General features: G+C 72.0%; 18 protein-coding genes. 14 read left to right on the forward strand and 4 right to left on the reverse strand.

Annotated features, from left to right (window positions below):
• The first annotated feature begins 46 nt into the window (after positions 1–46).
• Complete coding sequence (locus AQJ64_RS33700) at positions 47–1228, forward strand: sialidase family protein (RefSeq protein ID WP_059203253.1); 1182 nt, start codon at positions 47–49, stop codon at positions 1226–1228.
• Between the two features lie 18 nt (positions 1229–1246).
• On the opposite strand, the gene AQJ64_RS33705 is transcribed toward AQJ64_RS33700, so the two are convergent.
• Both AQJ64_RS33705 and AQJ64_RS33710 read right to left on the reverse strand, forming a co-directional pair.
• Complete coding sequence (locus AQJ64_RS33705; protein ID WP_055631410.1) at positions 1247–2179, reverse strand: hypothetical protein; 933 nt, start codon at positions 2177–2179, stop codon at positions 1247–1249.
• Positions 2180–2211: 32 nt separating this feature from the next.
• On the reverse strand, positions 2212–2745 hold the full coding sequence (locus AQJ64_RS33710; protein ID WP_055631409.1) for a SigE family RNA polymerase sigma factor: 534 nt from the start codon (positions 2743–2745) through the stop codon (positions 2212–2214).
• Positions 2746–2825: 80 nt separating this feature from the next.
• Here AQJ64_RS33710 and AQJ64_RS33715 point away from each other — a divergent pair, with 80 nt between their 5' ends.
• Entirely contained in the window at positions 2826–3296 is a 471-nt protein-coding gene (locus AQJ64_RS33715) for a phosphatase domain-containing protein (RefSeq protein WP_055631408.1), read from the forward strand.
• Here AQJ64_RS33715 and AQJ64_RS33720 read toward each other — a convergent pair.
• Positions 3277–3738, reverse strand: a complete 462-nt coding sequence (locus AQJ64_RS33720; protein WP_240512434.1) for a GNAT family N-acetyltransferase — start codon at positions 3736–3738, stop codon at positions 3277–3279. The genes AQJ64_RS33715 and AQJ64_RS33720 overlap by 20 nt on opposite strands.
• A 202-nt stretch (positions 3739–3940) precedes the next feature.
• Here AQJ64_RS33720 and AQJ64_RS33725 point away from each other — a divergent pair, with 202 nt between their 5' ends.
• The 6 genes from AQJ64_RS33725 to AQJ64_RS33750 are packed head-to-tail and all read left to right on the forward strand — an operon-like array spanning position 3941 to position 10505.
• The gene (locus tag AQJ64_RS33725; RefSeq protein ID WP_055631407.1) at positions 3941–4714 is read left to right on the forward strand and encodes an SCO2525 family SAM-dependent methyltransferase; all 774 of its coding nucleotides are present in this window, start codon (positions 3941–3943) and stop codon (positions 4712–4714) included.
• Positions 4715–4764: 50 nt separating this feature from the next.
• Positions 4765–6627 (forward strand): SCO2524 family protein, encoded by a 1863-nt coding sequence (locus tag AQJ64_RS33730; RefSeq protein ID WP_055631417.1) that lies wholly within the window; start codon positions 4765–4767, stop codon positions 6625–6627.
• Between the two features lie 3 nt (positions 6628–6630).
• Entirely contained in the window at positions 6631–7551 is a 921-nt protein-coding gene (locus AQJ64_RS33735) for an SCO2523 family variant P-loop protein (protein ID WP_055631406.1), read from the forward strand.
• Positions 7548–8534: an SCO2522 family protein gene (locus tag AQJ64_RS33740; RefSeq protein ID WP_055631405.1), complete on the forward strand. Its 987-nt coding sequence runs from the start codon at positions 7548–7550 to the stop codon at positions 8532–8534. Before AQJ64_RS33735 ends, AQJ64_RS33740 begins: the two co-directional genes overlap by 4 nt.
• Positions 8534–9502 carry an SCO2521 family protein gene (locus tag AQJ64_RS33745; RefSeq protein WP_055631404.1) on the forward strand — a complete coding sequence of 323 codons (969 nt, stop codon included), beginning with the start codon at positions 8534–8536 and terminating at the stop codon, positions 9500–9502. Before AQJ64_RS33740 ends, AQJ64_RS33745 begins: the two co-directional genes overlap by 1 nt.
• Before the next feature lie 52 nt (positions 9503–9554).
• Positions 9555–10505, forward strand: a complete 951-nt coding sequence (locus AQJ64_RS33750) for a DUF6879 family protein (RefSeq protein WP_206189592.1) — start codon at positions 9555–9557, stop codon at positions 10503–10505.
• A gap of 4 nt (positions 10506–10509) precedes the next feature.
• Here AQJ64_RS33750 and AQJ64_RS33755 read toward each other — a convergent pair whose 3' ends face one another.
• Positions 10510–11769, reverse strand: a complete 1260-nt coding sequence (locus tag AQJ64_RS33755) for an MFS transporter (RefSeq protein WP_167738960.1) — start codon at positions 11767–11769, stop codon at positions 10510–10512.
• Positions 11770–11956: 187 nt separating this feature from the next.
• Between AQJ64_RS33755 and recO the strand changes: the two genes are divergently transcribed.
• The 6 genes from recO (at position 11957) to AQJ64_RS33785 (ending at position 21678) form a co-directional block, all read left to right on the forward strand.
• A complete protein-coding gene (recO, locus tag AQJ64_RS33760) occupies positions 11957–12703 on the forward strand; it encodes a DNA repair protein RecO (protein WP_055631403.1) in 747 nt (248 codons plus the stop codon).
• A gap of 30 nt (positions 12704–12733) precedes the next feature.
• Entirely contained in the window at positions 12734–13597 is an 864-nt protein-coding gene (locus AQJ64_RS33765) for an isoprenyl transferase (protein ID WP_055631402.1), read from the forward strand.
• 145 nt (positions 13598–13742) lie between these two features.
• On the forward strand, positions 13743–14921 hold the full coding sequence (locus AQJ64_RS33770; protein ID WP_063788632.1) for a lipase family protein: 1179 nt from the start codon (positions 13743–13745) through the stop codon (positions 14919–14921).
• Positions 14909–17224: a VMAP-C domain-containing protein gene (locus AQJ64_RS33775; RefSeq protein ID WP_055631400.1), complete on the forward strand. Its 2316-nt coding sequence runs from the start codon at positions 14909–14911 to the stop codon at positions 17222–17224. The genes AQJ64_RS33770 and AQJ64_RS33775 overlap by 13 nt, the downstream gene beginning before the upstream one ends.
• On the forward strand, positions 17221–18240 hold the full coding sequence (locus AQJ64_RS33780) for an AAA family ATPase (protein WP_079062103.1): 1020 nt from the start codon (positions 17221–17223) through the stop codon (positions 18238–18240). The genes AQJ64_RS33775 and AQJ64_RS33780 overlap by 4 nt, the downstream gene beginning before the upstream one ends.
• Positions 18241–18243: 3 nt before the next feature.
• Entirely contained in the window at positions 18244–21678 is a 3435-nt protein-coding gene (locus AQJ64_RS33785; protein ID WP_055631399.1) for a caspase, EACC1-associated type, read from the forward strand.
• Positions 21679–21701 lie beyond the last annotated feature (23 nt).

Raw genomic sequence — 21701 nt, forward strand, 5'->3', positions numbered from 1 at the left:
TGGTGACGCCGGGGACGATGTGCACAGTCCGTCCAAGGGAGCCGCGATGACCCCGCTGAGCCGTACCCTCCTCGCCACCGCCGTGTTCCTGACCCCCCTCACCACCGCCGGGCCGGCCGCCGCGGGCCCCTCCCGCTGCACCTCCTCCGTGCCCTACGTCTCCGGGCAGGGCGGCTACGCCTCCTACCGCGTCCCCGCCGCCGTCACCACCCGGCGCGGCACCCTGCTGGCCTTCGCCGAGGGGCGCCGGGACGGGCCCGGCGACACCGGGGACATCGACATCGTGCTGCGCCGCTCCACCGACGGCGGCTGCACCTGGGGCCCGCTGACCGTGGTGGCCGCCGGGGACGGCGACACCCGGGGCAACCCGGCGCCGGTGGTCGACCCGCGCACCGGGACCGTCGTCCTCGTGAGCTGCGCCAACCCGGGCACGGCGACCGAGGCGCAGATCATGCGCGGGGAGGCGCCGGGCCGCCGGGTCCACGTGCAGCACAGCTCGGACGACGGCCGCCGCTTCACCCCGCCGCGGGACATCACGGACCAGGTCCGGCTGCCGTCCTGGCGCTGGTACGCCACCGGCCCCGGCCATGCCCTCGCCCTCACCCGGGGCCCGCACCGGGGCCGGCTGGTCGTCCCCGCCGACCACTCCACCGCCCCGCCCGCCGACTCCGCCGACACCGGCCGGGAGGCCCGCCACTACGGCGGCCACGCCCTGCTCAGCGACGACGGCGGCCGCACCTGGCGGCTGGGGTTCGTCGACGCCGACCACGACGGCACGGTCAACGCCAACGAGAGCACGGCCGCCCAACTCCCGGACGGCCGTGTCTACTTCAACGCCCGTGACCAGGGCGGCCGGGCGCCCGGCAACCGGGTGGACGCCGTCTCCGAGGACGGCGGCGAGACCCTGCTCCACCCCTACGCCCCGCAGCCCACCCTCGCCGACGTCCCTGTCGTCCAGGGCAGCACCCTCCAACTCCGGGGCCCCGGAGCCCCGTTGCTGTTCTCCGCCCCCTCCGATCCCACCGCCCGCCGCGCCCCCGCCGTCTGGCGCAGCACGGACTCCGGAGTGTCCTTCACCCGGGCGGCGACCCTCTCCGGGCTTCCCGCCGCCTACTCCGACCTGGTGCCGGTGGACGCGCGGACGGTGGGGGTGCTGTTCGAGACGGGGACGGCGGGGCCGTACGAGACGATCGAGTTCCGCAGACTGGACGTCGGCGGTCTCCGGTGAGCGGCTCCTGCCGCGGCACTAGGGCAGGGCGCGGTCGTACGTCTTGTCGGTGTCGGAGTCGTAGACCAGCTTGCCTGCGGCGTCGTAGCCCATGACGTGCGGGGCGAGATCGACCTGCTCGTTCAGGATCCCGTACGCGATGTACCAGCCGTGGTCCAGGACGGCCGGGTCGACGGTGCTGTCGCCGTAGGAGACGGTGACCCGGGCGACCGACGAGTTGACGTAGCCGATGGCGGCCCAGCGGAACGGGAGCTTCCAGTGGCCCTTGTCGATGAACGACTGCTGGTACAGACGCCCCCCGTTGGGGTCGGGCACGACCGGACCCGCGTCCGGCGCCGCCGCGTCGCGTGAGCTCACGCTGACGCCGGAGGCCTCGCCGTCCTTGATGTCGCAGATCAGCCGGGATTCGCTCTGCTCGTTCCGTACGGCGACGACATGGAAGCCGTCGCCGGGGGAGTTGGAGTCGCCCGTGCTCTTCGCGGCGAGGATGATCCGGTAGTCCGCCGCCTTGCCCGACATCCCGGTGATCGACCCGACGTTCTCGGCCTTCAGGCACTTCTCCAGCCCGTCGGCGGCCTGGGCGAAGGTGATGCCGTCGAGCAGCTGCGCGTCGCTCGCGGGCCGCCCGGGTCCGTCTCCCGCAGCCGTCGCCTCCGGGGACGCGCCCGGGCCGTGCGGCGCGCTGACCGAGGTCATCGGTGTCGCCGAGTCGACGCTCTGTCCCCCGCCTCCGCCGGCCCAGGCGTACGCCCCCACCGGCACCACGGTCAGCGCGACCAGCGCCGCTCCGACCGCCGTCATCCGCCGCCGTCGCTCCGCCATTCCCTGCCTCCTGATCGCCGGATACGGGGCCGGTGCGGGGCGGACGATGTCGGCGTCCCGCACCAGCAGCTCCCGCAACTGCTCCTCGAAAACACGGTCACCACCGTCCACACCGTCACCACCGTCCATATCGTCAACACCGTCGATGGGTCGTTCGCCGCTCACCTGCTGCCTCCCCGGCCCTGCCCGGAGACGGCGCGGCTGGGAGCCAGTCCCGGATACGTACGCAACTTCGCCAGCCCTTTCGACGCCTGGCTCTTGACCGTGCCGGGGGAGCAGCCGAGCACCTCGGCGACCTCCGCCTCGGACAGGTCCTCCCAGTAGCGGAGCACCACCACCGCCCGCTGCTTCGTCGGCAGTTGGGCCAGCCCGGCCATCAGGGAGCCCCGCTCGTCCACCCGTCCCGTGGCCTCGTCCCGCCCCGCCCGGTCCGGCGGCGCCGCGGTCAGCGCCTCGGTGACCCGCCGCTTGCGGAACCGGTCGCTGTTGCAGCTGACCAGCATCCGCCGGACGTACGCCTCCGGGTTGTCGGTGCGCGCGATCCGCCGCCACGACCGGTACGCCTTCGCCAGCGCGGTCTGCGTCAGGTCCTCCGCGTGGTGGACGTCCCCCGTGAGCAGATACGCGGTCCGCACCAGCCGGGACCACCGCGCTCTGACGAACTCCTGGAACCGATCCTCTAGTTCGGCCTGCATCAAGCACCCTCCTCGCCCCACAGACCACCGGCCGGGGGGAATCGGTTGCCTGTGCGGGCGCGTGAGGTTCGAATGGAGGGATGGACGAGTCTGACGGGTCTTCGGAGACGGGGGCGGGCTGGCGGCCCGGGGAGCCCGGTGTGCTGGTGCTGCCGTCCGGGCGGACCGTGCGGGGCCGCGGGCTGCGGCGGGAGCTGGATCCGGCGGCGCCCGTGCCGTCGTACGGGCTCTATCTGCTGGGCAAGGAGCCGCCGCGGACGCCCTGGGAGGCGCGCTGGGTGCGCTGGCCCGACTTCCGGCTGCCCGCGGACCCGGCCGACGCCCGCGCCGCCCTCACCGAGGCGTGGCGGCGGGCGGCACACGAGCGCGTGGAGGTCGCCTGCGGCGGCGGGCGCGGGCGGACCGGGACGGCGCTGGCCTGTCTGGCGGTGCTGGACGGCGTACCGGCGGGCGAGGCCGTGGAGTTCGTACGCCGGCACTACGACCGGCACGCCGTGGAGACGCCGTGGCAGCGGCGTTTCGTACGGCGGTTCACAGCGTCAGCGACATGAGCAGCCGGTCCTCGCCGGGGCCGAAGTAGTCCTTGCGGGGGCCGCCGGGGTCCGGGACGAAGCCCAGCGAGAGGTAGAGGGCGACGGCCGTCTCGTTGCCGGGCTCCACGGAGAGCCAGACGGAGTGGGTGCCCTGGGCGCGCAGATGGCCGAGGATCCCCGTCATGAGCTGCCGGCCCAGGCCCTGTCCGCGCAGGGCGGGGGCGATGGCGAGGCTGAGGACCCAGCTCTGCGCCTCGTGCGGCGAGGTGGCGAGCACATAGCCGTGCAGTTCGCTGCCCTCCTCGACGAGGAGCAGGAAGTCGGGGAACGCGGTGAGGAGTTGCCGCAGCACGAAGAACGGGTAGGGACCGTGTGGGAAGGCCTGCTCGTCGAGACGCGCCAGGTGCGGCAGATCGTCCTCGGTGGCCCTTCGGATCCGTAACCGCGTCTTTCCGGGCACCTGACCGACTGCCGGACCGACTGCCGGACCGGTGGCCGACCGGAAATGATCTCCGGGAAGTGGAGTCATGTCGTCCCCTTGTGAATGTCGACATATCAAATTGGGGCCTTGTGTGATTTCCGTACCTGATCTCCATCATTGGTCAGGTGTATCCACACCTTCAAGACCCCCGTGCGCTGGTAGACTTACGGTAAGGTGAACCATGACTTCTGGAACCACCGCCGATCCAAAACTGAATGCCGACGTACGCTGGGACGACTTCGACCCCCAGGCGTACATCGGGCGCAACTACCTCCACATGCAGGCGGTGGACAAGGAGATCGTCTCCCGGGTGCGGGACCACTTCAGTGATCATTTCCGGGGGAGCGGCAGAGTCCCCTCCGGTATTGACGTCGGCGCCGGTCCCAATCTCTATCCCGCACTCGCCATGCTTCCCTGGTGCGACCGGATCACGCTCCTGGAGCGGTCCGCCCGCAATCTCGCCTACCTCGGCGGCCAGGTCGCCGAGTACGACCCGCACTGGGACCAGTTCTGGGACGTCCTGTGCGAGGACCCGGCCTATGCCGAACTCGACGTCACCCCCCGGGTCCGTTTCAAGGAAGCCGTCCAGCAGCCCGAACCCGGCAGCCTCTTCGACCTCTGTGCCGACACCCGCCGCTGGGATCTCGGCACCATGTTCTTCGTCGCCGAATCCATCACCACCTCGCTCGACGAGTTCCAGCGCGGAGTGGGCTGTTTCATGAGTGCCCTGAATCCGGGCGCGCCTTTCGCCGCCGCTTTCATGGAGCATTCCCGGGGATATCGCGTCGGTGAGGTGGATTTCCCGGCCACCCGTGAAATCGACGACGAAAAGGTCGAGAGTGCGCTCGCTCCTTTCACGCAGGACATGAAGATGTATCACTTCGACGATCCGGGCCATCTCGTGCGCGACGGATACGAGGGAATGATTCTGGTCTGCGGCCGACGGAAAGAATGACCACGGGGCAGCGGAATCCGTAAAGACCGGCCTGTGCGAGGGGAATGGGCATGCAGATCAAGCCGAGACAGAATCTGCTCGAGGTGTGGCAGGCCATCGCCCGCCATTCCTTCGACGACGGCACCTGGGACTGGGGCGAATGGGGAGGCCTCAGCAGTGTCGCCGACGCCGAGCGTCTGCTCTGCCTCCTCTACCCGGCCACCGAGATCGAACCGTTCCGCCTGGACGACCCCGACACCACCCAGCTCGACGTGGAACGGTCCCTGCGCAACGCGGGTGACTCCAGCCAGATCCCCGCGAACCTCGTGGAGATCCTCGGCGACTTCATGGAGAAGCACCGCGGCGAGGAGGGCCCCACCTTCGCGGGCGGCTACTACTTCGCGCCCGAGGACCCCGACCTGGAACTCTCCAAGGAGCAGCGGGAGGTCGGCGTCGTCGACTCCTACTCCATGTCGATCACGCTGTGCCTGGCCACCCTCGGCTTCCTCAAGGTGTACCGCGGCAAGACCCGCCGCGCCTCCACCCTCGCCCGCATCGACAAGCTCCGCGACGAGACCAGCGCCCGGCTCACCGCCGCCATGGTCAGCCTGCTGCGCTCCTTCACGGTCAACGTCGTCGACATCACCTCCGACCAGGGGCAGGCGCTCGCGCGTCTCCTCGGCCGCGGCCGGCTCTCCGACCGGCAGGTCCTCGCCCGCTTCCAGGACCGCTTCAAGTCGCTGCGCGCCCTCATCACCGAGAGCGTCACCCTCGGCCTCGACGGCGACGTCACCGACGAACTCCGCAACGAGAACCGCCTCTTCGAGTGCGGCTGGGCCTGGAGCCTGGTGAAGGGCGCCCCCGAGATCGAGGTCGAACCGGCCACCGCCGAGGGCATCGGCAAACAGCCCGAGGGCGTCGCCCGCGCCGTGCCCTACCTGTACTTCACCGTCGTCGCCCTCGACGGCATCCCCGACCTGTCCTCCGAGCGCACCCTCGTCCTCGGTCTGCTCACCGCCGAACAGCAGAAGCTCGCCGACGCCCTGCGGCTGCGCTGGGAGATCACCCAGCAGTACTGGTCCGCCATCGCCCGCTTCGACGACGCCACCTGGCCGCTGGAGGAGATCCCCTGGCGCACCACGCTCCAGCAGCTGGAGTCCGAGTACTTCTCCCTCTCCGTGGCCTCCATCCTCGTCCACGACCTGGTCCGCCGGCGCGCCACCGACGACGACCTCACCCGCACGGTCGCCGTGATGGAACGGCTCGCCGACCGCGGCCGCATCACCAGCCGCCCGACCCGGGAGGACCCGGCGGTCGGCCTGCACAACCCCGGCGTCACCCTGCCGCTGCTGGGCAGCGAGAAGATCGGCCCCGCCATGAAGTGGACCATGGGCGATTTCTCCGCACAGCTGCTCAAACGGACCCTGCAACTGTGCGCGCTGTCCAGGAACATCGGCTCGCAGGACCGGCTGCTGCGGCTCGCCGAGAGCATCCTCGACCACCTCTGGGCCCGCCGCATCACCGACGGCCAGGGCGTCGGCCTCTGGGACAACGTGCACGCCGTGTACCCCGAATTCCCGGTCCGCGAAGGGCCGTTGTCCTGGAGCATCACCGAGCGCGTCACCGAGTGCATGGTCGTCGCGCGCGGCCTCTACACCCAGAACCCGATCCGCAGCGCCGAGATGACCACCCTCGCCCAGGCCGCCATCAGCGAGGCCTCCCATCTCTTCGGCAAGGAGCAGCTCGAGCAGCCCGCGCCCGCCCCGAGGAGCCCCCAGGCCGAACAGGTGCGGGCCATCGAGGCCGACCTGCGGCGCGCCCGGGAACTGCTCGACAAACAGCCCGGCACCTCCCACTCCCTGGCCCTCGGCGTCCTCGCCCGGCTCTACGAACTCGACCGGGCCCGGGGCGACTCCGGCCCCCGGGGGGTGTGATCCGTGCTCGTGTTCGCCGCCTCCGACAAGGGAGGCACGGGCCGCTCCGTGACGAGCGCCAACCTCGCCTACCACCTGGCCCTGGGCGGCGACGACGTCTGCTACCTGGACTTCGACTTCGGCTCCCCGACCGCCGCCGCCGTGTTCGACCTGCCCGACGTGCTCACCGAGGCCGAGGAACGCGGGCTGCACTCGTACCTCCAGGGCAAGACCGGCAAACCCTTTCGGGTCGACGTCTGGGCCCGCACCGAGCACCCCGACCTGCGCAGCAGGCCCGGCGGCTCCGGCCGGCTCGTCCTGCTGCCCGGGGACCGCACCGGCGGGGAATTCGTCACCGACGAGGAGAACCTGCACCGCTGCGTCGATCTGATCCTCGGTCTGAAACGCGAATTCGACGTCATCATCGTCGACCTGAGCGCCGGACGCAGTTATGCGATGGACCTCGCCCTGGTCGCCACCTCGCCCCGCGGCGGACTCGGTCGGCTCAAGACGCGCTGGCTCGTCTATCACCGCTGGACCCGCCAGCATGTGATGGCCGCCGCCGAACTCGTGTACGGAAAACAGGGAATCGTGCAGGCCGGTATAGCCATGGGGCACCGGCCGGACGCGCTCAACGGCTCGACCCGCTTCGTCCGGGCCGCCGTACCCGATCTCGAGTCGCCCCTGTGGTCGCAGGTGTCGCCCGCGCAGTACGCCTGGATGCGCAAGTGCGACAAGGAACTCGAACAACTCGCCGCGGGCCGCGGAATCGGCAAGACCCGGGTACTGGCCTCCATTCCGCTGGAACCCGTCCTGCAATGGCAGGAACGCCTCATCACCGACGAGGACGTGCACGACCGCAGGATCGCCAACAACGAGACCTGGCAGGCCATGGGAGATCTCGCCCAACGGGTGAACGACGACAAGTTCTGGGGGGAGTTGTGAACCGGTCCGCGGCCGTCTTCCGGGAGACCAGCGCCGAACCGCGCACGGAATCCGTTCCGTTCTCCCATCTCTCCCTGGAATTAGGCCACTTGTACATGGAGGACTTCGTCGAGGGGCCCGCCCGGCTGCGCCGGCACTTCGCCGCCGTACGGCCCTGGGTGGACGCCGCCCGGGCCGGTCTCGGCCCGCTGGGCACCGGCCGGCGCCCCCGGATCAGCACCTGCTTCCTCATCGACGACTACTTCTCCCGGCTCTCCACCCCCGCCGAGCTGATCCCGCCCCTGCTGGCCGCCGCCGCCGACGCCGGGCTCACCATCGACTACCTCGCCCGCGAGTCGGGCTGCGCCGTGGCCGACCCCGCCCACCGCGACCGGGCCGAACTCGCCGAGTCCGTCCTGCACCGGCTCGTGGAGTCACCCCCGCCCGGCAGCAACGGCTTCCGCCCGCCCGTCAGCCGCACCGGCTGGCTCACCAACGGCCGCCGCGCCCCCGCCCGGCGCACCTCCGCCGCCCTCGACTCCACCGGCACCGTCTGGCAGCCGCCCAGCGAGACCGGCGCCCGCGGCCACTCCGTCTTCATGGACGTCGAACTCTGGAACGGCCCCGACGACGACCGCACCTGGTCCTGCGCCTTCCTCGCCTCCGTCTGGCAGCTCGTCCGGCTCGGCCTGCTGCGCGACAACGGCCGCGCCGTGCTCACCCCCACCCCCTTCGACGACCAGGAGTTCCCGGCCGAGTGGGACGCGCTGCCGCCCGTGCTGCGCCTCAACCCGCAGGCCGCGCCCTTCACGGCGTACGTCACGTGCAGCGTCCTGCCCGCCCGCTTCCTGCCCGTCGAGCACGCCGTACGGGTCATCCTCGACCAGGTCCACGTCGAGGCCGAGGCGCTCGCCCAGATCGCCGAGCGGTCCGCCGCGGAGGGCTTCGCCGTGCCGGCCGGCGTGGTCGACCGCACCTCCTACGTGTTCCCGCCGGGGCTGTGATGGACGGCCTGGGCACGGCCTCGGGTCCCGTCCTCGTCTGCGGTGAGGTGCGCACCTGTCTGCTGCCCACCCGGGACGCGGTGGACGAGCGGGCCGCCGTGGAACTGCTGCGGCTGCGCGCCGACGAACGCGTACGGGTCTCCCGGCACCCCAACCGGCACGCCGTCTCCCCGGACGTCCTCACCGGCGTCGACTGCCGGCTGCCCACCGCCACCGGCGCCCGCAGCCGCGCCGTCGGCACCGTCACCGCGCGGGCGGCGCTCACCGAAGGCCGGGTCCTCCAGGCCACGGCGTACTTCTCCGCACCCGCCGCCGGCCCCGACCGGCGCCAGCCCTGGGGCTACTACCTGGTCCGCCCCGGCACCCTGGTCCCGGTCGGCCGGCTGCCCGGGAAGGCCCTCACCGAGGGCTTCCTGACCGGCCATCAGCCCGGCGAGCTCGACATCGGATCCGTCGCCGACAGCCTGCTGGCGAGGATCTCCCGGCAGCACCGGATCCTCGACCACGACACCCCGCTCACCACCGCCGACACCAGCCTGCGCTGGACGGCGGCAGCGGCGGCCGACGGGGAGGAGACCTCCCTGCGGTTCACCAAGGCCGAGGACGGGCTGCGGATCGTGGAACTGCGGCTGCCGCCCGGCACCGCGCCCACCGCCGCGGCCGAACTCTGCGAGGACCTCGCGCTGCACGACTGGCTGCTGACCACCGTCGCCGACAAACTCGACGGGCTGCGGGTCGGCTCCGAGGACGGCCGGGCCGTCCTGAAGGTGCTGCGCCCCCTCGTCGACCACCTGCTGCACCTGTGGATGCCCCAGGCCCGCGTCGACGGCGCCCTGCACACCGCCTGGCGGGAACTCGAACGGACCCCGGGCTACAGCAGACAGTGGAACGCCCTCGCCCAGCGCATCCGCGACCAGCTCGTCCTGCAGAACCTCGGCGTCCCACGCCAGGCGCTGCCGGCCCGCTGACAGACCGGGCACGATCTCGAAAGGCACGATCCCAACGGGGGGAGAAAGAGAGTTGAATGCACGGCATGTAACACAGAAGCTCCTGGTCACGGTGGTGGTGGGGGGAGTCGTCTACCTGCTCACCAACGTGATCTCGTCCGACGACGACGGCCCCTGGCAGCTCGTGCTGTCCGTGCTGTGCGGCGGCATCGTGCTGATCGTGCAGTTCCTGGTGTCGTTCGTGAACCAGATGCACGCCGTGAAGGGCTCCGTCGACCAGCGCTTCGCCGACATCGGCAAGGCCACCAAGCTCTTCAACGAGGTGGAGAAACTCCGCGACGACGGTGTGCCGCGGCTCGCCGAGAACGCCACCAAGGTCGTCTCGAGCGGGCCCAGGATCCTGCACGACTTCGCGAACGAGGAGATCAACCGCCTCGCCGGGGTGATGGAGGACCTCACCAGCCTCAGCGCCGAGACGCCCGGCGAGAACCACGACTGGCTGATGACGCTCACCCGGTGCACCCGGCTCAGCATCGACGCCATCAGCACCACCGTCGTCGACGACGGCTTCTGGTCCACCGAGCCCGCCAACCGCTATCTCACCGCCCAGCACGAGGCGATCATCGAGCGGGGCATCACGGTCCGGCGCCTGTTCATCGTCAAGGAACGCGGTGAGCGAGCCGCGCTGGCCCCGATCTGCGAGGAACAGCGGGATCTGCGCATCCAGGTGCGCGTGGTGGCCCTGGACCAGCTCCAGGCCCATCACCGGCGCGGCAACATGATCGACTTCATCGTCTTCGACCAGGCCCTGTCCTACGAGATCCACCCCGACCAGCTGGGGCTGAACTCCCGGACCGCCGTGAACGCCCGGCGTGAACTCGTCCAGCCCCTGGTCCGCCGGTTCGAGCAGCTGTGGGAGGCCGCCGAGGAACTCCAGCTGCCCATGAACAACCACCCCGGCCCGGACGGCCTGCGGTCCCTGACCACCAGCGGCGGGCCGGGCGCCGGACCGGACGGCGGCTGACCCCTCAGGCCCCCGCCCTCTCCTCCCGCGCCCCGCTCACCACGGCCCCCTCCTCGCCGTCCCGCACCGCGACCAGGAGCAGTGGTGTCGCCGGCAGCAGCACCCCCGCGGCGGCGAGCGCGGCGCGGGGGCCGACGAGGGCGGCCAGGACGCCCCACAGCGCGGTGAGGGCGGCGATGGACGCCTTGGTCCCGACCGACCACGCCGACAGCGTACGGGCCACCCGGTCCGTCGGGGTCAGCTCCAGGCGGGCCGTGGCGAGCACGGGGTTGTAGACCGCCGAGCAGGTGATCAGCCCGAACTCCACCGCCATCACCAGCGCGAGGCCGCCCGCGCCCGGCCCGACGAAGGCCAGCCCGACCGGCCAGAACGCCCGCAGCGTCCCCGACGCCAGCAGCACCCGGCGCCGCCCGTACCGGGCGACCAGGCGCGGCGCCAGCCGGGAGCCGAGCAGACCGCCGGAGCAGGGCACGGCGAAGGCGAGCGCGTACTGCCAGGGCGCGAAGTGCAGCGGGCCCAGCATCAGCACGGCCAGCAGCGGCGAACCGACCATGATCAGCCCGTTCACCAGCATCGTGTTCACGTACAGCGCCCGCAACGTCCGGTGGCCGAGCAGATGCCGCCAGCCGGCCAGCAGATCCGCGCCGGTCAGCCGCCCGGCGGGGTCCCTGCGCCCGGCCGCCGGCTCCGGCTCCCGCCCGCCGATCGCCCGCAGCCCGAGCGCCGACAGCAGATAGCTGACCGCGTCCGCCGCCACCGTCACCACCGGCCCGAACAGTCCCATCACCGCGGCGCCGAGCGTCGGCCCGAGCATGGTCGCGGTCCACATCGTCGACTCGAACCGCCCGTTCGCGGTGAGCAGGTCCTCCCGCGCCACCAGCCCCTTCAGGAAGGCACCGCTCGCCGCCGTGAACGAGATGTCCGCCGCCGCGACGACCACCGACACCAGCAGCAGCTGCCCGATCCCCAGCCCGCCGAGCGCCCAGGCGAGCGGCACGCTCAGCAGGGCCGCACACCGCACCAGGTCCGCCGTCACCATCACCGGCCGCTTGCGGCGGAACTCCACCCACGGCCCGAGCGGCACCGCGAGCACCGCCCCCACCGCGGGCCCCACCGCCGCCAGCGCCGCCACCTCCGACGGCCCGGCGTGCAGCTCCAGCACGGCGATCATCGGAAAGGCACTGAAAGCGAGCCAGGTCCCGAACGTGCTCACGCCGTACGCGGCCCACAACCACCCGAAATCGCGCCCCAGCGCCCGTCGCACCACCCGGGGATCCTAGGGCGTGCTTCGAAAGTCCAGGTCGCGGAACGGCGAGGACGGCTGGTCATGCGCCGGTGAGCGGGGGCGACGGGGAAGCCGGCGGGTCACCCCGGCACACAGCCGGGGTCGCGTAGGCGAGAATGGGCGGCATGAGCCAGTTCCGCTCCCAGCGGTGCCGCGGTGGTGTGCGATGAGTCTCTTCCGGGACGACGGCATCGTCCTGCGGACCCAGAAGCTCGGCGAAGCCGACCGCATCATCACCCTGCTCACCCGCGGACACGGCCGGGTGCGGGCGGTGGCCCGCGGGGTGCGGCGGACGAAGTCCAAGTTCGGCGCCCGCCTGGAACCCTTCTCCCACGTCGACGTGCAGTTCTTCTCCCGGGGCAGCGAACTCGTCGGACGCGGGCTGCCGCTGTGCACCCAGAGCGAGACCATCGCGCCGTACGGCGGCGGCATCGTGACCGACTACGCCCGCTACACCGCCGGAACGGCCATGCTGGAGACCGCCGAGCGGTTCACCGACCACGAGGGCGAGCCGGCCGTCCAGCAGTACCTGCTGCTGGTGGGGGCGCTCAGGACCCTGGCCCGCGGCGAGCACGCCCCGCACCTCGTCCTCGACGCGTTCCTGCTGCGCTCCCTCGCCGTCAACGGCTACGCGCCCAGCTTCGACGCCTGCGCGAAGTGCGGCATGCCCGGCCCGAACCGGTTCTTCTCGGTGGCCTCGGGCGGCAGCGTCTGCGTCGACTGCCGGGTGCCCGGCAGCGTCGTACCCTCGCCGCAGACCCTGGTCCTCCTCGGCGCGCTGCTCACGGGAGACTGGGAGTCCGCGGACGCGTGCGAGCCGCGGTACGTCCGGGAGGGGAGCGGGCTGGTCTCCGCCTACCTGCACTGGCATCTGGAGCGCGGACTGCGCTCACTCCGGTACGTGGAAAAGTAAGACGGCGAGACTGAGGGAGACGAGAAAAACATGGTCGTACGCGGGTTCCTGGGGCGGCAGCGCAAGGAGTACAGGGCGCCGGAGCCGCACCCGTCCGGCGCCCGCGCGCCGAAGCTCCCCGGCGAGCTGGTCCCCGAGCACGTCGCGATCGTCATGGACGGCAACGGCCGCTGGGCCAAGGAGCGCGGACTGCCCCGCACCGAGGGCCACAAGGTCGGCGCCGAGCGCGTCCTCGACGTCCTCCAGGGCGGTGTGGAGATCGGTGTGCGGAACATCTCGCTGTACGCCTTCTCCACCGAGAACTGGAAGCGCTCGCCCGACGAGGTCCGCTTCCTGATGAACTTCAACCGCGACTTCATCCGCAAGACCCGCGACCAGCTCGACGCGCTCGGCATCCGGGTGCGCTGGGTGGGCCGGATGCCCCGGATGTGGAGGTCGGTCGCCAAGGAACTCCAGGTCGCCCAGGAACAGACCAAGGGCAACGACCGCCTCACCCTGTACTTCTGCATGAACTACGGAGGCCGTGCCGAGATCGCCGACGCCGCGCAGGCGCTCGCCGAGGACGTGAAGGCGGGCCGGCTCGACCCCTCCAAGGTCAACGAGAAGACGCTCCAGAAGTACATGTACTACCCCGACATGCCGGACGTGGACCTGTTCCTGCGCCCCAGCGGTGAGCAGCGCACCTCCAACTACCTGATCTGGCAGAGCGCGTACGCCGAGATGGTCTTCCAGGACGTGCTGTGGCCGGACTTCGACCGCCGTGACCTGTGGCGGGCGTGCGTGGAGTTCGCCTCCCGGGACCGCCGTTTCGGCGGCGCGATCCCGAACGAGGAACTCCTGGCCATGGAAGGCGGAACCGGAACCGGAACCGAAGACCAGCAGGCCACTTCGTAGCCCACGCCTCCGGCGCCACCCCGCACCTGGCACAGAGCGGGACCGATTCCCCCGGATCACCCCCTGCGGCCCGGCACCCCCCACTAGCATCGGCGCATGGCCGTGCGGCGAAGCCCGGTCACGTGCGTCCGCGGGGTGGGGGATCGTGCAACGCTCAGTGGTTTTCGTCCATGGCACCGGTGTGCGCGAGAAGTCCTACGACAGGACGTTCGCGACGGTCCGTACGGAGCTGGCCCGGCTGCGGCCCACGGTCGGGATACGGGGCTGCTTCTGGGGGCGGGAGGCCGGCGCCGGACTGGCACTGGACGGTGCGAGCATCCCCGAATACACGGAGTCCCGCGGCGGCCGGCGCCCGGAGGACGAGGACATCGCCGTATGGGGCGTCCTCTACCGGGATCCCGGCTACGAGTTACGCCTGCTCGGCCTGCGCCCGGCCGTCGTCTCGGGGCTGGACCGCGGCCGGAGCAGCGCGCAGAAGCTGCTCGACGAACTCACCGGCTACATCCCCTCCACCCAGGTGCGCGACGCCTTCGCGGCACACGGCCTGAGCGACGCCCTGGACCGCGCCCTGCGCAGGGTCACCGAGTCGCCGGAACTGCGGGACGCGGCGGTCACCGCCGACGCGGACGGCTACGAGCATCGGCACGCCTTCGCCAGGGCCGTCGTGGCAGCGGCGCTCGCGGATGCCGTGGACGCCGGAGCCGATGCCCCGGACGGCCTTCGACGGGACGCCCTGCTCACCCTGATCGGCGCCGATCTGCACAGCCAGGGACGCACACTCGCCGGAACGGTCGCCAAGGCCGCCGCCGCGCCGGCACTCCTCGCCCTGACCCGGCACGCCCGCCGCCGCCGGGGCGCACACAGCGACGGCCTGCTCGTGCCCGCGGTCGGCGACATCCTGCGCTACCAGGCGCGCGGCCTCGCCCTGCGCCGACTGATCAAGCGCACCATCGAGCACGCCCCCGGCGACGCCGTCACCGTGATCGCCCACAGCCTCGGCGGTGTGGCCTGCGTCGACCTGATGGTGGAGGAGCGGATCGACCGGGTCGACCAGCTGATCACCGTCGGCTCCCAGGCGCCGTTCTTCTACGAGACCGGCGCCCTGGTCTCCCTGGAACATCCCCGGCAGCCGCCCGCTCACTTCCCGCGCCGCTGGCTCAACCTCTACGACCCGCGCGACCTGCTCTCCTTCCGTGCCGCGCAGGTCTTCCCGGCCGTCGCCACCGACCACGAGGTCGACAACCGCCAGCCGTTCCCGTTCGCGCACAGCGCCTACTGGGGCAACCGCGAGGTCTGGGACGCGATCGGCACATGGCTGGGCTGAGAGCCGTCGACGACCCCGCGCGTGTACACGCCGTGGTCGTCGGCGTCGAACGCTATCCCCGGCACTCCGGCTGGGATCTGCCCGGCGCGGTGGACGACGCCTTGCGCTTCCACAGGTGGCTGCGCAAAGGAGGGGTGCCCGAGGCCAACGTCCAGTTGCTGCTGGCACCTGGGGAGGACAGCCGCGTCCGGCTCGACGCGCTGGCCGGGGAACTCACCTGGCGGCAGACCTGGACCCGCGACCTGCTCATGGACGCGTTCACCGAGGGCCTCGACGGGCGGACCGGCGACCTGCTGTACGTCTTCTGGGGCAGCCACGGAGTGCTCGGCCAGGGTGATCGCCGACTGCTGCTGTGCCCGGACGCCTCCCCCAAGGACAAGCGCTGCGTCGACACGGCCAACCTGATGGAATACCTCCAGCGGGACGACCTCGGGGGATTCGGACAGCAGGTGCTCCTGTTCGACGCGTGTGCGGCCTTCCTCGAGCACCACAACCAGTCGACGGGGCCCGCCGTCGCGGGCTTTCCCACGGTACGCCGACGCCGTGTCGAGCAGTTCGCCCTGTGCGCGGCCGCCCCCGGCCAGGTTGCGGAGAACGACCCGGCGCTGCGCAGCGGGGTCTTCTCCAACGCCATGCTCGACTGGCTGGAGACGAACGCCGCCGATCTGCGCCCCGACCTGGCCGCACTCGTCGCCCACGTCCGGGCCGAGACGCCCGAGGTGCAGACTCCGGTCAGTATCGAGGTCCGCGCCCTGGACGGTTCCAGGGAACAGCTGGTGTGGCCGGGCCGGGCCCCGCTTCCGCCGTCCACCGACCGGTCCCGGCTGGCCCTCGCCCTGCACGACGCGCTGGGCGACGCGGACCTGCGGGCGCGTTGTGTCGAACACCTCGCCGTGCAGTGCCCGGGAGCCGACCTGGGGGCGTGCCCCTCCGACGAGCGGATCGCACACGCCCTGCTCACGGTCGAACGGGCCATGGCCGCCCTCGTGGAGGTCGTGCACACCCGGAACCGGCGGGCCGCCGACCAGTTGCTGGCGCTGGGACGCACCCATGGCGTGCCCGGCCTGCTGTCCCCCCTCGAGCACCGCTCGCTGCGGGAGTCGTTCGGCCGGGTACCGCAACTGCCGCCGACGGCACGGGTGATCGCGGCCGTACGAGCAGCCCAGCCACTGGGCAAGGCCTGGCTGCCGCCGCCCACCGCGCAGGAGAGGGACGGACCCTCCGTCGACCAGCTCATGGCCTGCGTGGAGCACTTCGAGGAACTCACCGGCGGACAGAGCGTGGCGCATCCCGGACGGCAGCTGGTGCCCGCTGTCGTCCGCTTCACCGAACTGCTCGCCGCGCTCGTCCCCGCGCTCCGCAGGGAACTCCATGAGTGGGCGGACCGGGTGGCCCACCGGCTCGGCGTCGACGACGGTGGTCTGGCCGAGCGCCGTGCCGAGGCACTGGCCTGGCCGGACTCGCTCGGACCGGCGGCCTGCCTACCCCGTGTCCTCGCGCAGTTGGACGCGGCGCCCGTCGACCCGGCCGACGACGAAGACGACCGCTACACGTGCGTGATGTGGGTCGACACCGGTGCGGGGGACCTCGTACAGGCCGCCGAACAGAGCATTGAGCCCCTCTCCTCCCGGGGCGTGGTGCGCCGGATAAAGCGGACGGTGAAGCTGCTGCGCGCGGAGACCGAGGAGACCCCGGTCGTGGAGATCCTGCTCCAGCCGGACGCCGTGCAACTGCCGGTGGATGCGTGGAACGGCGCCGACGACGGCGATGCGCTGCCTTACCTGCTGGGTGTGGAGTGGGCGACCGCACTGCGGTGCGCTCCGCTGGCCGACGCCGAGCAGGAGGAACAGCGCCAGGAGGGATTGAAGAACCGTCGGGCGGGGCGGCACAACGACACGGTGGTCTTCCTCGACGACGGGCATGCCAAGGGATACACGGGCTACGGAGCCCTGATGGCGGACGTCCGCGCGGCCCGCGCTGTGGTACGGGCGGGCCCGGACGGCCGGGACCGGCTGGTGCAGGCCGCGCTGCGGCTCGGCTACCCCGTCGTGCTGTGGGACCGGCAGGCACCGTCCCAGGTCCCGGACGCGCACTTCGACGCGCTCAGCCCGGAGAGAGCCGTGGACGGGCTGCCCTGGCGGATCCGGGACTACCGGGCCCAGGCGTGCATGAACCCGGCCGCCCATCCCGTGTGCCCGGCGGCGCTGCTGGAATCCGCCGACCGCCCCCTTCCGCCCGTCCTGTCCCTGACCGGACTCGCCGACCCGGCAGCCCGTTCCGACTCCCCGGAGGCGACCCGATGACCTCAGAGCCCTCAGAGCCCTCAGAGACCTCAGCGCCCTCAGCATGCGAAACGGACGACGTCACCACCGCCGCGGACGAGAACTGGCGGCTCTTCCGGGGAGACGGACAGCGGCGCACGGTCGCGATTCCCGCGGCCCCGCCCTGGCGCCGCTTCGCGACCGCCGAAGGCGGCACCGCCCGGGCCGGGGCCCACTACGTCATCGGCCGTGAGGAGACCGACGTCGTCAACGCCGCCATCCATCTGCGCCGGCCGCTGCTCGTGACCGGCCATCCCGGCACGGGCAAGTCCTCGCTGGCCACGGCCATCGCGCACGAACTCGATCTGGGCCCCGTGCTGCACTGGCCCGTCAACAGCCGCTCCACGCTCCAGGACGCCCTCTACCGCTACGACGCCATCGGCCGGCTCCAGGAGAGCAACCTCGCACGGGACCCGGACGGGACCCGGTCCGGCATCGGCTCGTTCCTCAGGCTCGGCCCGGTGGGCACGGCGTTCGTCGCCGCGGACCGCCCCCGGGTGCTGCTCGTGGACGAACTCGACAAGGGCGACATCGATCTGCCGAACGACCTGCTGACCGTGTTCGAGGAGGGCACCTTCGAGATCCCGGAGCTGTCCAGGCTGCCCGAGAACCAGGCGGAGGTCGACGTCCTCACCGTCGACCCGCACATGACGGCCCGGGTGACGCGGGGGATCGTACGCTGCGCCGAGTTCCCGCTCGTCGTCATCACCAGCAACGGTGAGCGCGACTTCCCGCCGGCGTTCCGCCGCCGCTGTCTCCCCCTGCACCTGGGAGACCCGGACGAGGCGCGGCTGCGCGGCATCGTCGAGGGCCATCTCGGGCCCGACGCCCTCGCCGACGCCGGTGACCTCGTCATGGCGTTCCTGGCCCAGCGGGCGGTCGGGGAACTGGCCACCGATCAGCTTCTCAACGCCGTGTTCCTGCGCCGGGGCGGGGCCCGGCTGGACGCCGACGGACTACTGAAGACGGTGTTGCACCGGCTCAACGCGGACGGCTGAGAAATGTTCGAGGAGCTGCGGAGGGTACTCGGACAAGAGGCCGGGCTGCCGTCCCCGGGGCAGGAAGAACTCCTCGACATTCTCTGGCTGGCGGCACGCGTCCCGTCCGGCCCGGCGGCACCCCTGGCCGCGCACATCCCGCCGGGCACCGACCCGGAGTCCCCGGACGCCGAGGGCTCCCTGCCGGGCGTGGAGCCGGACCCGGACGCGACCGCACCCCCCGGCACCATGACGGGAAAGGGGCCGGGGAACACACGGAGAACCGCCCGCCCGGTCCCCCAACTGCCGGTCGTCTCCGGTCCGCTGACCGCCGAACCGCCGACCGGAGCCCTGTGGACCCCCGGCGCCCGGGCCCTCGGTCCGACCCTTGCCCTCGGCCGGGCCCTGCGTCCGCTGAAACGGCGGGTCCCGAGCCGCCGCCGCAGTGAACTCGACGAAGCGGCCACCGCCGACCTCCAGGCCGACACCCGCACCTCGCAACTGGTCCTGCGCGCGCAGCCGGAGCGATGGCTGCGGCTGACCCTGATCATCGACGGCGGTGTGTCCATGCCTCTGTGGCAGCGGCAGTGCGCCGAGCTCCAGGGCCTTTTCGAACGCAGCGGCGCCTTCCGCCAGGTGGAGACCTACCAGATCCGCTACGGCACCGAGGGCGCGGAAGTCCGTCTCGGCCGCCCCTGGACCACCGCGACGCAGACCCGGCCGGCCGACACCGTGTCCGACACCGCCGGCCGGACCATGGTGCTGGTCGTCACCGACGGCGCGGCGGCCGCGTGGCGCGACGGACGCCTGCGGCCGGTGCTCGAAGCCTGGGCCCGCTGCGGCCCCACCGCGGTGCTCCACACCCTGCCCCGTCGGCTGTGGGCGGGCTCCGGCGTACGGGCGGGCAGCTGGCAGGTCGTCTCCCCTCGTCCGGGCGCGGCCAACACCGCCTGGACCGTGACGGACCAGGTGCTCCCCCCGAGCGTCGCACCGCCCCCGCCGGTGCCCGTCCCCGTCCTGGAAGTGACCCCGGCCGGCTTCTCGACCTGGGCCGCCCTGAACACGGTGGTCGGCCGACCGGTCCCGGTCCGCCTGTGGGCTCCCGAGCCGAGCCAGGCGCCGGCCGGGCCGGTCGGCGTCTCCGTCCAGGACTTCGCCCGCGCCGCCTCGCCCGAGGCCCTGCGCCTGGCCGCGCATCTGGCGGCCATGGCTCCGGTCACCGTGCCCGTGATGCAGCTCGTCCACTCCTGCCTCGACCAGCGCCTGGACACCGCGCCACTGGCCGAGGTCTTCCTGGGCGGCCTGATACAGCCCGTGGAGCCCGAGGACACCACCCTCACCGGACGCCACCGGCTGTTCGACTTCACCCCGGAGGCCAAGGACCTGCTCCTGGACGCCGTCCCCACCGCGGAACTCCTCGACTGCAGCCGCCGGGTGGGGGAGCGCATCGAGAGCTTGACAGGCCGCTCGTCGGACTTCCCGGCCTGGCCGCTGGACCGGGACGAGACGGCAGAGACCGCGCCGTTCGCGTACCTCGGGCCGGCGATGCAGGCACGGCTGGGGGTGCCCGCCTCGGCCGCCGACGGGGTGGTCCGGTCGCCGCAGGCCGAGGAGACGGCGCCCGGGTGGGCGCCGGGTGAGGCCTCCGTCGAGCTCCCTCGCTGGGACTACGTCATGAGCCTGGCGGACAGCGCCGCCGGATCACTGGACGAGCCGCCCGCCGGGGTTCGGTCCCGGATGCGCGAGCAGTATGTGGACGCGCTGCTGTCCCGGTGCCCCGTGGAGGTCCGGAGCGCGTTCGCCCGGGTGCGCGGCGTTCCGCAGGACACCGATGTGTTGCTTCTGCATCTGCTCGGATACGTCCATGACGAGCCCGCCGCGACGCGGAAGAGCGAGGCGGAGATCGCCGGGGACCTGTTGCGGTATCTCGACGAGCGGGGCCTCCGTCTCGAACGCGAGCGGGGCTATTCGGGGGAGGGCGCGCGCCGGCATGACTTGCTCTGGCACGGTGACGGCTGGATCTGCACGGTGGTGATCCAGCGGGCCGCCGCACCCTTCGGCTGGGTGCTGCCCTGGGACTCCCTGACGGTCCCGGCCTTCCTCCTCGCCGTGGACGACGACGAGAAGCCGGACGGACGGGTCCCGTTCGACCAGTGTGTGGTGGCCTGGCCGGACCTGTCGCTCATCGGCCTGCGTTTCCAGAACCGTGCCCCGACCGGCTCACCGGGCTCGCCGGGAACGCGCAGGATCTGTATCGCCGTCGACATCGTCGGCTACGCGAAGATGGACAGCCGCACGGGACTGCGGATGCAGGATGCCCTGCACGACGTCCTCGACCTCGCGATGAGGATGACGGGGGTTCCCCGCCGCTTGTGGGTCCGCCAGGACCGTGGTGACGGCACACTCGTCCTGCTGCCCCACGGGGTGGACGAGGCGAGGGCGGTCCGCGGATTCGTGGACGGTCTCGCCCAGGGGCTGCGGCACGTGCACGAGCGGGGAGTCCGGATGCGCGTGCGGGCCGCACTGGCCCTCGGCGCCGCGGGCGTGAGCGGGCGGGGTGCCGAGGGGGAGGCCGTACTCCATGTCGCCCGCCTGGCCGACTCGGCCGTCCTGCGCGGGTCACGGGCCGACTGCGCGCTCATCGTGTCCGAGTCGCTGTACGAGAGCGTGCCCGAACTCCACGGCCGCCTCCAGCGGGTGCGGATCGAGGAGAAGGCGCTCCGGACCTGGGCGTGGCTGCGGCCCGACCCGCCCCTGCTTCCCGACCCGGATCGCTCCAACGCGGTGCTGATCGGGGTCGGCGCCTACACCGAACTGCCCCGTCTGCCGCAGGTCGGCGTGGGACTGCGCGAGCTGTCGCTGCTGTTCACGGATCCCTCGGAGGGCACCTTCAGCGGGGCTCGTACCACGGTGCTGCCGGACCCGGACGACGGGGCGGCGGTCCTCGGCGTCGTCGCCCATGCGGCGATCTCCGCCGAGGACACCCTGCTGGTGTACTTCGCGGGACACGGTCTGTACGACTCGGTCTCCGGCGAACTGAGCCTGGCGCTTCGCCGCAGTCGTCCGTACGCGCCCGTCACGGGCCTGCCGTTCGACGACATCCGGAGAGTGGTCCACAGCAGTGCGGCCCGGCACAAGGTCGTCATCCTGGACTGCTGCTACAGCGGGCCTCCGGGGCCCGACGGCGTGCCCGGGGTGTTCAATGCCGTGCCGTTGGACGATGTGACCGTCCTGGCGGTGTCGGCTCCGCCCGGGGACGGGTGCATGGCGCTCACCGGAGAGCTCATCGACGTCCTGGCCGGAGGTCTGGCCGACGGGTCGGAGGTCGTCTCGCTGAGGGGGCTGAACCAGGAGCTGCGACACCGGCTCGGGGCCGCCGGTCTTCCCGAGCCGAGGCTCAGCTTCCATGACGACAACGGTGAGATCGCGCTCGCCCGCAACCGGAGCCGTCACCGGTAGGAGTCCGCCGCTCCTGGAAAGCG

The organism is Streptomyces griseoruber, from assembly GCF_001514205.1.
Lineage (GTDB): Bacteria > Actinomycetota > Actinomycetes > Streptomycetales > Streptomycetaceae > Streptomyces > Streptomyces griseoruber.